10 protein-coding genes and 2 pseudogenes are annotated in these 11,645 nt (G+C 68.8%); all 12 read right to left on the reverse strand.

Going from position 1 to position 11,645, the window contains the following annotated elements:
* Positions 1–540, reverse strand: a pseudogene (locus ABD127_RS18485) (DNA-directed RNA polymerase subunit beta); the annotation flags it as partial.
* 350 nt (positions 541–890) lie between these two features.
* A complete protein-coding gene (locus tag ABD127_RS18490; RefSeq protein WP_344204218.1) occupies positions 891–1,700 on the reverse strand; it encodes a hypothetical protein in 810 nt (269 codons plus the stop codon).
* A complete protein-coding gene (locus tag ABD127_RS18495; protein ID WP_344204221.1) occupies positions 1,697–2,287 on the reverse strand; it encodes a hypothetical protein in 591 nt (196 codons plus the stop codon). The genes ABD127_RS18490 and ABD127_RS18495 overlap by 4 nt, the downstream gene beginning before the upstream one ends.
* Positions 2,284–3,501 (reverse strand): MCE family protein, encoded by a 1,218-nt coding sequence (locus tag ABD127_RS18500; RefSeq protein ID WP_344204224.1) that lies wholly within the window; start codon positions 3,499–3,501, stop codon positions 2,284–2,286. The genes ABD127_RS18495 and ABD127_RS18500 overlap by 4 nt, the downstream gene beginning before the upstream one ends.
* Positions 3,498–4,877: an MCE family protein gene (locus tag ABD127_RS18505; RefSeq protein ID WP_344204227.1), complete on the reverse strand. Its 1,380-nt coding sequence runs from the start codon at positions 4,875–4,877 to the stop codon at positions 3,498–3,500. Before ABD127_RS18505 ends, ABD127_RS18500 begins: the two co-directional genes overlap by 4 nt.
* Positions 4,874–6,109, reverse strand: coding sequence for an MCE family protein (locus ABD127_RS18510; RefSeq protein ID WP_344204230.1), 1,236 nt, complete (start codon positions 6,107–6,109; stop codon positions 4,874–4,876). The genes ABD127_RS18505 and ABD127_RS18510 overlap by 4 nt, the downstream gene beginning before the upstream one ends.
* Complete coding sequence (locus ABD127_RS18515) at positions 6,106–7,083, reverse strand: MCE family protein (RefSeq protein ID WP_344204233.1); 978 nt, start codon at positions 7,081–7,083, stop codon at positions 6,106–6,108. Before ABD127_RS18515 ends, ABD127_RS18510 begins: the two co-directional genes overlap by 4 nt.
* 2 nt (positions 7,084–7,085) lie before the next feature.
* Positions 7,086–8,132, reverse strand: coding sequence for an MCE family protein (locus ABD127_RS18520; protein ID WP_344204235.1), 1,047 nt, complete (start codon positions 8,130–8,132; stop codon positions 7,086–7,088).
* A 79-nt stretch (positions 8,133–8,211) separates the two neighbouring features.
* Positions 8,212–9,594: an MCE family protein gene (locus ABD127_RS18525; protein WP_344204237.1), complete on the reverse strand. Its 1,383-nt coding sequence runs from the start codon at positions 9,592–9,594 to the stop codon at positions 8,212–8,214.
* A 5-nt stretch (positions 9,595–9,599) separates the two neighbouring features.
* Complete coding sequence (locus ABD127_RS18530; protein WP_344204240.1) at positions 9,600–10,445, reverse strand: MlaE family ABC transporter permease; 846 nt, start codon at positions 10,443–10,445, stop codon at positions 9,600–9,602.
* Positions 10,445–11,221, reverse strand: a complete 777-nt coding sequence (locus ABD127_RS18535) for an MlaE family ABC transporter permease (protein WP_425545842.1) — start codon at positions 11,219–11,221, stop codon at positions 10,445–10,447. Before ABD127_RS18535 ends, ABD127_RS18530 begins: the two co-directional genes overlap by 1 nt.
* Positions 11,218–11,645: pseudogene (locus ABD127_RS18540) on the reverse strand (ABC transporter ATP-binding protein); the annotation flags it as partial. The pseudogene ABD127_RS18540 and the gene ABD127_RS18535, both read right to left, overlap by 4 nt.

Below are 11,645 nucleotides of genomic sequence, written 5' to 3' on the forward strand. Positions count from 1 at the left end.
CTTGTCGATCTCGAACTCGAGCCAGGCGCCGCGCGACGGGATGACGCGCGCGGTGTAGATGTCCTTGTCGGACGTCTTGTCGGGCGTGCGCTCGAAGTAGACGCCCGGCGAGCGGACGAGCTGGCTGACGACGACACGCTCGGTGCCGTTGATGATGAAGGTGCCCTTGTCGGTCATGAGCGGGAACTCGCCCATGAAGACGGTCTGGCTCTTGATCTCGCCGGTCTCGTTGTTCATGAACTCGGCGGTGACGAACAGCGGCGCGGCGTACGTGACGTCGCGGTCCTTGCAGTCCTCCACCGAGTACTTCGGGGGCTCGAAGCGGTGGTCACGGAACGACAGGCTCATCGTCTCGGAGAAGTCCTCGATGGGACTGATCTCCTCGAAGATCTCCTCGAGGCCGCTCTTGGTGGACACGTCGGTGCGACCCGCCTCGAGGCTCGCGGCGACGCGGGCCTGCCAGGAGTCGTCACCGATGAGCCAGGCAAAGCTCTCGGTCTGGAGGGCCAGGAGCTCGGGAACCTCGAGAGGCTCCGAGATCTTGGCGAAGGAGAGGCGACGGGTGTTCGCGTGGGTGGACGATGCTGTCTTCTTCTGGGCGGAAGAGCGCGTGGCGGCCAAGAGAAGTCCTTCCGAAGGCTCGCAGGCGGATGGCTCGGTGCGCACGACAAACCAACCCCGTCAAGGGCTGCTCCAACCGGAAGCGGGCATGGCAAGGCGAGCGCGAAAGATCAGTGTAACTCGCAACTTCCACCGAACGCAAGCGGAATGCTTGACATCGGAGCCGTGATGCAGCACTCTATGCGCCTTGGCCTGCCATTCCAACGGTTATTGCACTTCTCGCCGACACCGTACCCTGTTTCGGCGGCAGATGCGGGAGGTCGCGGGACTCAGGCGCCGAGGTACGTGATCGAGTCGACGAGCCAGTCGTCGTCCTCGTCCTGCACCATCTCGACGCGCAGGCGCTGCGACGTCACCGACGGTGCCTGGAGGTTCGTCGTCAGCGTGATCTTGTCGACCACGACCAGCACCGACGCCTCACCGGCGGGGCACTCCCCGCGGCACGTCTCGGTCGCGGCGGCGTGCACCGTGACCTCGACCTGGGCCTGGCCGGCCTCCGCCTCGCTGCGCAGCGTGTCGATGATGTCGTCGAACTCGGAGCTGGCGTAGCCGTCGGTCATGGCCGCGCGCGCTTCGGACTCGTACGTGTCGAGGTCGCGGTAGTCGTAGCCCATGATCGCGACGACACCGTTGCCGGCCGCGTCGGCGGCGGCGCGCGCGTCGGCCAGCGTCAGCGGGGCCTCGCGCTGCATCTGCAGGAAACCGGCGATCGCGGCAGCGACACCGACCAGGACGACGAGGACGGGGAGCAGACGGCGGACGCCGGTGCGGGACGGCCCGGCGTCGTCGGTGGTCCTCTCCGGCTTCGTCCGCGAGACCGCCACCGGGGTGGGCTCCTCGCTCGCGACCCGGCGGCTCGGGCGGGAGACCGGTCGGCGCACGACCGGCGTCGCGACGGCGGCCTTCTTCTCGGTCTCCTCGCGCTCGCGCTTGGTCGGCGCGGGCTGCGGGGTCGGGACGACTGGGCGGCTCGGGGTGCGCGGCGGCGTGGGGCGGCGCGCCTGCGGCGCTGCGGCGTCCTGGCCCGGCTTGCTCTCGCCGGCGATCCGGCGCCGACGAGGCGGCTGCTGCGCGTTCACGGCGTGGGCTCCGGGGTCGGCGCGGGGGTGGTGCCGTCGGCAGGTGCGCCCGTGTTGGCCTGCACCTGCTGGATCTCGGACAGGTCACTGACGAGCCAGGTGTCGCCCGACGACCGGGTGACCTCGACGACGACGCGGCTCGCGACGCTGATCGGGTCCGAGTCCGGCGCGGACGCCGTGAAGGTGAACGTCACGACGACGTCGAGCGTGTCGCCCTCGACCTGGGTCGTGCCGACCGAGGTGACCGAGACGGCGCCGAAGGAGATCTGCGCGTCGATGATGCCCTGCTCGCTGGCGTCGAGGCTGTCGGTGAAGACCTCGTCGAACTCGTCGGTCACCAGGCCCGCGACGCGCGTGCGGTACTCGTCCAGCGTGTCGGGCTCGTACGTGTTGTAGGTCGTGACGAACTCACGGGCAGCGGCCTCGGCGGCCTTCGCGTCGGCCGACCAGCCGTCGTCGGCCACGGCGGGCACGACGAACGCCATGACGATCCCGGCGACGACGCCGATCGCGCCCACGAGGTAGGGCAGGTTGGCGCGCAGACGCCCGGCCCGTGCCTCGCGCCCGGGCTCCCGGGCGTCGGTCACTGGTTCGTTCCGAGCAGCAGCCACTCCAGATCGCCCTTCCCCGCCGTCGCCGTGGTCGGGACCACGGTACGGGACAGCTCCGAGTTCTCGGAGCCACGGGGAACCAGGTTCGGGTCGGTGCAGCCGAGGTCGGTGCGGAAGATCTCCTGGCCGAGCGCGTCGACGTCCGAGATGTCCGACGGCAGTCGGATGTCGCGGTAGCCGTTGTCGGGACCCTCGCAGAGCGTGAAGCCACCGGGCAGGCCGCCCGGCAGGCCGAGGATGTTGCCGAAGGCCGCGTTGTAGTTGCCGTCGGCCGTCGGCGTCGCCACGGTGTACGCGCCCTGGATCAGGTACGGGTACAGCAGGAACAGCGACTGCAGTCCGGCGACGTTCTGGTCGAGGACGCGCGTCGGGCCCTGGAGGTTGGCCAGGATCGAGCTGAGGTCGGCCGAGTTCTCGCCGACGACCGCGTTGATGGTCTGCGCCGCGCCGGATCCGTCGTCGATCAGGCGACGCAGGTCGGGGTCGGACGTGACCAGCGTGTCGGTGAACAGCGCCAGGTCGGCGGCGAACGACTGGATCTCGCTGCCCTTGTCGACCTGGGTCTGCAGCACCGTGCTGGAGGACCGGATCAGGCTGCGGGTCACGTCGAGGTTGTCCTGCGCCTGCTGCACCAGGTTCGAGGTCGAGTCCAGGATCTCCGACAGCGCCGGGCCGGCACCGTCGAACGCGGTGCCGAGCTCGGTGACGACGGTGTTGAGGTCGTCGGTCGGGACCGAGCCCACGAACCCGTTGAGGTTCGTCAGCAGCGTGGCGGTGTCGATCGGGACCTGGGTGTTCTCGACCGTGATCTTCGAGCCCGCCTTCAGGTACGGCGAGCCCGAGCCCTGCGGGCGCAGGTCGAGGTACTGCTCGCCGATCGCCGACTTGTTGGCCACGACGACCTGGGCGTCGGCCGAGATGCGCGGGGCGGAGTTCTCGATGTCGAGCGTCGCCCGGACGCCGTCCTCGGTGAAGGTCAGCTTCTCGACGGTGCCGACGGCGATGCCACGGTACGTGACCTCGGCCCCCGCGAAGATGCCGCCAGACTCCTTCAGGTCGACCGTCACCGGGAAGGTGCGGTCGACGAACAGGCGGTCGATCTGCGCGTAGCGTGCACCGACGAAGCTCGTGCCGAGCACCGTCACGATGACGAACAGCAGGAGCTGGATCTTGGTCAGACGGCTGATCATGCGGAGGCCTTCCAGTCCAGCAGCATCGCGGCCAGGTCGGAGTCACCCGGCGAGGCCGGTGCGACCGTCGTGCGGCACAGCAGGCCCGGGAGCAGACAGGTCGGCGCGGCGCCGCCTCCCGCGCCGCCGGTCCCTGTCGTCGGCGCGCCGGGGCTGGCCGTGGCGCCGGGCGTGGGCGTCGCCTCGGGAGCCGGAGCGCTTCCGCCACCGCTGAGCATCTGCACGAGGTCGGTGAGCTGCGCGGTGCCGTCGCTCAGCGGCGTCGAGGCCTGCGTCTCCCCCGTGACCGGCGTGCCGCCCTGCGGCACGAGGAACCGGAAGATGTTGACCAGGCTCTCGAGGTCGAGATCGACGTTGACGTTGAGGTTCAGGTAGTCGCCGCCACACCCGGACGGGGTCTGCGCGAGCGGGACGTTGTCGGTCGGGCGCGGGCAGTACTGCTGGGCCGCCGTCAGCGATCCGCCGACCGCGCTGTTGGGGAACGGGAACGACACGAAGGTGCTGAAGTTCTTGACCAGGTCCTCGCCGGCCAGCGCCAGGTTGGACAGCAGCGGCTGCAGGGCCTGCAGGTTCGCCACGGTGTCCTCGCGCGAGGCCTGGATGACGCCGGTCGCGGTGTCGCCCAGGTTCTGCAGGGCCGTCGTGAGCGTCACGAGGTCGTCGCGCTGCTGGTCGAGCACCGTGAACGCCTCGGGCAGGTTGTCGAGGGCCGACTCGATCGCGGAGCGCTGGTTGTTCGCCGTGATGGCCAGGTTGTTGACCTTCTCGAGCGAGGTCAGCAGCGCGTCCTTGTTCTGGTCGATCTGCCCGAGGAACACCGTGGTGTTGTCGAGCAGCGCCTTGATGTCGGCCTCGTTGCCGGTCGTGGCCTTGTTGAGCTCGGTCACGATCGTGTTGACCTTGTCGAGGCCGCCGTTGTTGAACAGCAGCGACGCGGCGCCGAGCACCTCCTCGACCTCCGGGTTGCGGCCGGTCTGCGGCAGGGCGATCTCGTCGCCGTCGGCGAGCTTGCCCGTCGCGCCGGAGGCGGGCGGGCTGAGCGAGACGAACTTCTCGCCGAGCAGGCTGCTCTGACGGATCGTGGCCTCCGCGTTCGCCGGCAGCACGACGTCGTCGTTGAGCTGCACGACGACGACGGCGGTCCAGCCCTCGAGCTTGACCGACTTCACGCGGCCGACGGCGATGTCGTCGACCCGCACCGCGCTCTGCGGGACGAGGTCCAGGACGTCACGGAACTCGATCGTGACCTCGTAGGGGTTGTCGCCCACGTCGGCGCCGCCGGGCAGCGGGACGTCGGTGGCGCTGAACGAGCAGCCGGACGCCACGAGGGCGACGGCCAGGCCGGCCAGCAGGTGTCGCAGGTTCGGGCGCTTCACTGGGGTGCTCCCGTCAGGCTCTGCACGAGGCTCGCGAGGTCGGGAGCCGTGGTGGCCGGCGCGTCGGGCGCCGCGGCGGTCGGGTCGACCGGCAGGCCGGTCTCACCGCCCGGGGACGGCAGGGCCGGCAGGCCGCCGAAGATCGGTGCCAGCAGGTCGAAGACCGACTTGCACAGGCTGCCCGGGGTCTCCGGAGCCTGCCCCAGCACCGAGCAGATCAGGCGCGCGGGACCACCGGGCCCCGTCAGCAGGTTCAGGATCGAGCTGGGCAGGTTGGCGTGGGTGTCGAGCGTGCCGTAGACCGGGTTGTAGGCCAGCGTCACGTTCGACAGGACCGTCGGTGCGGTCACGGCGAACTGTCCGAGCTCGCTCTCGCGCGCCGCGAGGACCTCCGCGAGGGACTTCAGGTTGGTGACGTTGGTCCGCAGCGAGCTGCGGTTGTCACTGACGAGGGACTCCACGCTGGTCAGTGCCGTGCTGAGGGTCGCGAGGGTCGCCGCGAGGTCGTCGCGCTCACCCTCCAGCACCTCGGCGACGGCCGCGGTGTTGTCGTTGAACGAGCGCACCGTGGCGTCGTTCGCCTCGAGCATCGAGACGAAGTCCTCGACCTGGCGGACACCGGCGAACAGCTCGTCGGAGTTGTCGCTGAGCGTCGTCGTGAACTGACCGAAGTTCTTGAGCGTCTCGTTGAGCTGGGCGCCCTGGCCGTCGAGCTGGGCGGCGGTGCTGGACACCAGGTCGCTCAGGGCACCGTCGGCATTCGCGCCGTCCGGACCGAGGGCGACCGCGAGGTCGTCGATCGAGGAGTAGACCTGGTCGAGCTCGACCGGGACGGCGGTGCTGTCCTGGTTCAGGTGCGCGTCGTCGGCGAGCACCTGTCCCCCGCTGTAGGCGGGAGCGAGCTGCACGAAGCGGTCACCCACGATCGCGGGCGAGACGATGACGGCCTTGACGTCCTCGGGCAGCTTGACGTCGCGGTCGTACTCGATCGTGGCGCGGATGAACTCGCCCTTGGGCTGGAGCTTGGTGACCTTGCCGACCGGCACGCCGAGCACACGCACCTCGGAGCCGACGTACAGCGACGTCGTCTGGGTGAAGTCGGCCGTGATCGTGCGACCGTCGCTGCCCCGGTTGAAGACCAGCACGACGGCGGCGAACAGCGCCACGACGACGAAGATCGCGAGGACCTTGCTCGCGCCGGCGAGGCGCTGGGCGAAGGAGATCGAGCTCATGGGGTGCCTCCCGACGTCGGGAACAAGTTCGGCCCGCCGAGCCCGAGGAAGTTGTCGAACCACGGGCCGGTGCCGAGCGCCTCGGAGAACAGGCGCAGGAAGGTCGGCGAGACGCGCAGCAGCTCGTCGAGGCTGGCCTCGTTGCGCACGAGCGAGTCGGTGACGGTCGCGAGCTGGTCGAGGGCCGGCTTGAGGTCGGCGCGGGTCGAGTCGACCAGCGCCGTGAGCTCGGTCGAGATCTGCTGGGTCGAGACCAGCAGCGTGTGGATCGCGTCGCGGCGAGCGGTGACCGCGTCGAAGAGGGTCGAGGAGTCCTCGAACAGCTTCTGCAGCTCGGCGTTGCGCGACGCCAGCGTCCCGGAGACCGTGTCGAGGCCCGTGAGCAGGTCGTTGATCTGCTGGTCGCGCGCCGCGAGGTTGGCCGAGAGGTCGGACAGACCGACGATCGCCTGGCCGAACTCGGCCGTCGAGCCGGCCGCGATCTCGCCGACGGTCGACAGCGCCGTCGCGAGCTGGTCGGTGTCGATCGCCCCGGTCGTCGTGGCGAGGTCGGAGAACGCCTGGACGACGTCGTACGGCGCCTGCGTGCGCGTCAGCGGGATCGTCGCGTCCTCCTTCATGTCACCCTTGCCCGCCGGGGTCAGCGCCAGGTAGCTCGCGCCGAGCAGCGTGCGGATGCGGATCGCCGCACTGGTGTCGGGTCCGAAGCCGGATCCGCCGGTGATGCGGAAGCTCACGATGACCTTGTCGCCGTCGAGCTTGATGTCGTCGACCTTGCCGACGCGGACACCGGCGATGCGGACCTCGTCGCCGGAGCGGAGTCCGCCGATCTCGGAGAACTCGGCCTTGTAGGTGTCACCGCCGCCGATGATCGGCAGGCGGTCGGCACGGAAGGCACCGAGCAGCATCAGGGCGATCACGGTGAACCCGACGATCCCGATGATCGTGTGGTTGCGTTCGCGGAACGGCTTCATGCTCACTCACCTCCCGGGATCGCGTCGCGCTGGCAGCGGTCGCCACCGATGTCAGGCAGGTTGAGCGGGGTTCCCTGAAGCGTCAGGTTCAGGCCGCACACGTAGAAGTTGAACTGGCTGCCGGCCGAGGCCGCGTTGCTCAGCTTCTTCATCTTGATCGGCGTGATCTGCAGGTTGCGCTCGAGCTCGCCGAGGTTGTCACCAGCGGTGAGCGTGGAGGTCAGGTCCTTGAGCGCCGTGACGTCCGCGGCCAGGGCCGGAGCGCCCTCGTCGAGGAACTTCGCGGTCTCGTTCGCGAGCAGCGAGATCGAGTCGATCGAGCCGAGGATCGCCTCGCGGTCCCCGTTCAGGCCCGACACGAACTGCTGCAGCGTCACGATCGTCTGGTCGAGCTGGGCATCGCGGTCGGCCACGATGTCGAGCGTCGTCGAGAGGTTGGTGATGACGTCCCCGATCAGCTGGTCACGGTCGGCCAGCGTGTTGGTCAGCGACGCCGTCGTGGCGAGCAGGCTCTGCACGCTGCCGGACTCGCCCTGGAGCACCTGGATGATCTCGAAGGCGAACTGGTTCGTGTCGTCGGGCGAGAGCGCCTCGAAGACCGGCTTGAACCCGTTGAGCAGGACGTTGAGGTCCAGCGCGTCCGTAGTCTGCGCGTCCGGGATCGTCGAGCCCGGCTTCAGGACCGCGCTGCTGCCGCTGGGGTCCTGCGACAGCGCGAGGTAGCGCTGGCCGACCAGGTTGCGGAACTTCAGCGTGGCGTGGGTGTTCTGGGTCAGCGGCCGGTCGGCGTCGACGCCGAAGGTGACGACCGCCTTGTCGCGCTCGTACACCTTGATGCTGGTGACCTTGCCGACCGAGACGCCGGCGATGCGCACGTCGTCGCCCTTCGAGACACCCGTGACGTCGGTGAAGATCGCCTTGTACTGGTGGTCGTCGCGGAACAGGCCGTTGGCCAGGATCGACATCAGCAGGTACGTCACGATGCCGGTGAAGGCCAGGAACAGCCCCACCTTGATCATCGCGGAGAAGGCCTCACGATCGAGCCTCATGACGTCACCGCCTTGAGGAGAGCAACCGTAGACGGTGCCGTCATGAGAAGTGCCCGAAGGTTCACTCGCTGGCGCTCGTTCATCGGACCGCCACCTCCGAACCCTCGTAGACGGGGCCGAGGAGCAGCGGAGCCAGGTCCGAGCTCGTCGTCGGGTCGAGGCCGACGCTGTTGGTCACGAGCATGTCGAGCGTGTTCCACTCCGAGGGGACGGCGGTGCGGTTGGCGCTGCCGGCGGGCGTGCCGTCGGCGCTGAAGAACTTGCCGTGCGGGCTCTTGACGCCGACGAGCTGGTAGAGCTCGGCGGCCCGGGCCGGACCCGGGTACGGGTTCTCCTGCGGGAACAGGTCCTCACCCTCGGCCAGCTGGTCGAGCTGCAGGCACGTCGGCTGGACGAGCGACTCGTTCTCCGGCGAGTTGAGGTCGTCGTAGTTGATGACCGCGTTCTCGTCGGCGGTGTACGGCCCCGGCATGCCGCCGCGCATGTTCTGCTGCCCGAGCGGGTTGATGATCTCGAGGTTGATGTGCACCGAGTTGTCGCGCAGCACGCTGTCGAACCGCGGGATCGCGGTGTCGAGCGCGTTGAAGAAGCACGGGAACGTGACCGAGTACCGGCCGGCCTGGTAGAGGCCGCGACGTCCGTTGGCGTTGAGGTCGACCAGGTCCTGGCCGCTCGTCGCGAAAAACGTCGTCAGGGTGTTCGCGAGCGTCGTGGTGCTGGCCAGGAAGGCCGTGAGCTGCGCGTCCTTCTCGACGATCGTGTTGCCGGTCACGACGGTGTTCTCCAGGACCCGCGCCAGGTCGGGCAGGGCCGCCGCGTAGACGTCGGAGACTTCGCCGAGCTTGACCAGGTCGTCGACGGCCTGCGGGATCTCGGGGTTGATCTGGGTCAGGTAGTCGTTGAGCTGCACGAGCGTGTCGCCCAGCTGCTCGCCGCGGCCGTCGAGCGCGGTGGAGACCGCGGTCAGGGTCGTGGAGAGCTCGGAGGGCTCGACGGCCTCGAGCAGGCCGTACAGGTTGTTGAGCACGTCCTCCAGCTCGATCGGCACCTCGGCCTTGGTGATGACGTCACCGGCCTTGAGGGACTTGCCCGTGTCCGACGCGGGCGGGATCAGGGCGACGAACTTCTCGCCGAACAGCGTCTTGGGCAGGATCTGCGCCGTGACGCCAGCGGGGACGTCGCCGATCAGGTCCGGGTTCAGGCCGAGGGTCAGCTCGACCCCGTCGTCGGTGATCTTCTGCCCGGTGACCTCGCCGACGATCATGCCGCGCAGCTTGACGTCGGCGTTCTGCGGCAGCTGGGAGCCGGCCTTGGTCGTGAGCAGGGTGACGTCGTCGGTGCTGACGAAGGTCTTGTTGAAGAACGCGAACGTCAGCCAGATGAAGAACAGCATCAGGGCCAGGAAGCCGATGCCGAGGACCTTGAGGATCGACGGGCGGTCGAGGGTGGCAGTACGAGGCATCGACGTCACCCTGCCAATCTGACGGTCACGGTCGTGCCCCAGATGGCCATCGAGGCCAGCAGGTCGACGACGTTGACGGCGACGATCGAGGTGCGCACGGCCAGACCCACGGCCACGCCCACGCCGGCGGGTCCGCCCGAGGCGTAGTAGCCGTAGTAGCAGTGGATCAGGATCACGACGACCGCGAAGATCAGGACCTTCGCGAACGACCACAGCACGTCACCGGGTGGCAGGAACGTGTTGAAGTAGTGGTCGTAGGTGCCGGTGCTCTGACCGTAGATCTGGGTCACGGTCAGCCTCGTCGCGAAGTACGACGACAGCAGACCGACCATGTACAGCGGCACGACGGCGATGAGGCCGGCGATGACGCGGGTCGTCACAAGGTAGGGCAGCGACGGCACGGCCATGACCTCGAGCGCGTCGACCTCCTCGGAGATCCGCATCGCGCCGAGCTGTGCCGTGAAGCCGCAGCCCACCGTGGCCGCGAGCGCGATGCCCGCCACGATCGGCGCGATCTCGCGCGTGTTGAAGTACGCCGAGACGAAGCCCGAGAGCGCCGAGGTGCCGAGCTGGTCCAGCGCCGCGTAGCCCTGGATGCCGACCTCGGTGCCCGTGAAGAAGCACATCGCGGTGATGACGCCGACCGTGCCGCCCACGAGGGCGAGCGAGCCGGAGCCGAAGGTGACCTCGGCGAGCAGCCGGAAGATCTCCTTGGAGTAGTTCTTGATCGCCCGCGGGACGTTGGCGATGACGCGCACGTAGAACGCCATCTGGCGTCCCATGTCGTCGAGCGCACCCGACGGCTTGGAGGCCAGGTGCGAGATGCGCGTGCCGATGGTCTTGTTCGACATCACAACCCCTTCGGCGGGACGAGCTGCAGGTACAGCGCGGAGATGACGAAGTTGACCACGAACAGCAGGGTGAAGGTGATGACGACGGCCTCGTTGACCGCGTCACCCACGCCCTTCGGCCCACCCTTGGCGTTCATGCCCTTGTACGAGGCGACGATGGCGGCCAGGAAGCCGAACACGACGGCCTTGACCATGCCCTGGTAGATGTCCGGTAGCTGCGCCAACGCCGTGAACGACGAGACGTAGGCACCGGGTGTGCCGTCCTGGAGGATCACGTTGAACACGTAGCCGCCGGCGACGCCGACCAGGCTGACCAGGCTGTTGAGCAGCAGCGCGATCATCATGCAGGCGAGCACGCGCGGCACGACGAGGCGCTGGATCGGGTCGATGCCGAGCACCATCATCGCGTCGAGCTCCTCGCGGATCTTGCGCGAGCCGAAGTCGGCCGCGATGGCCGATCCGGCGGCGCCCGCGATCAGCAGGGCGGTGGCGATGGGGCCGGCCTCACGGATGACCGCGAGGACCGCGGCCGAACCGGTGAACGACTGCGCGCCGAACTGCTTGATGAGGCCACCGACCTGCAGCGCGATGACCGCGCCGAAGGGGATGGCGACCAGAGCGGTCGGGACGATCGTGACCCGGATGATGAACCACGACTGCAGGATGAACTCCCGCATCTGGAACGGACGGCGGAACAGCGCCACCACCACGTCCAGCATGAATGCGAACAGACCTCCGGCGACGCGCGCCGGGCCTGCGACGGCCGAGAGGCTCACGCACCGCCACCCGTCGGGACGGGGGTGGCGGCCTCGAACGAACCGGGGGGCGGGGTGACGCCGTTCTCACGGCACCAGCCACCGGGCTCGCGCTGCGCACGGCGCGGGCGTCCGTCGCTGGGGTCGAGCTGCATCGGGATCGGGGGCAGCGGCGGCATCTCGATGCCGGACTCGGAGGCGAGCTCGTCGGCGTCCTTCTCCTCGGACATGCCGATCGGACCGACGCGCTGGGCGTTGAGGAACTGGGCCACGACCGGCTCGGTGCTGCTCAGCAGCATCTCGCGGGGACCGAACATTGCCAGGTGCTTGTGGTAGAGCAGGCCGATGTTGTCGGGCACCGTGCGCGCGGTGTTGATGTCGTGCGTCACGATCAGGAACGTCGCGTCGATCTGCGCGTTCAGGTCGATGAAGAGCTGGTTGATGT

The sequence above is a fragment of the Aeromicrobium alkaliterrae genome (assembly GCF_039529015.1).
Classification (GTDB): domain Bacteria; phylum Actinomycetota; class Actinomycetes; order Propionibacteriales; family Nocardioidaceae; genus Aeromicrobium; species Aeromicrobium alkaliterrae.

Bases quoted from the DNA above. Each gene is read 5' to 3' on its own strand.
- ABD127_RS18500 (WP_344204224.1), bottom strand. From the start codon at position 3,501: ATGATCAGCCGTCTGACCAAGATCCAGCTCCTGCTGTTCGTCATCGTG.
- ABD127_RS18510 (WP_344204230.1), bottom strand. From the start codon at position 6,109: ATGAGCTCGATCTCCTTCGCCCAGCGCCTCGCCGGCGCGAGCAAGGTC.
- ABD127_RS18515 (WP_344204233.1), bottom strand. From the start codon at position 7,083: ATGAAGCCGTTCCGCGAACGCAACCACACGATCATCGGGATCGTCGGG.
- ABD127_RS18520 (WP_344204235.1), bottom strand. From the start codon at position 8,132: ATGAGGCTCGATCGTGAGGCCTTCTCCGCGATGATCAAGGTGGGGCTG.
- ABD127_RS18525 (WP_344204237.1), bottom strand. From the start codon at position 9,594: ATGCCTCGTACTGCCACCCTCGACCGCCCGTCGATCCTCAAGGTCCTC.
- ABD127_RS18530 (WP_344204240.1), bottom strand. From the start codon at position 10,445: ATGTCGAACAAGACCATCGGCACGCGCATCTCGCACCTGGCCTCCAAG.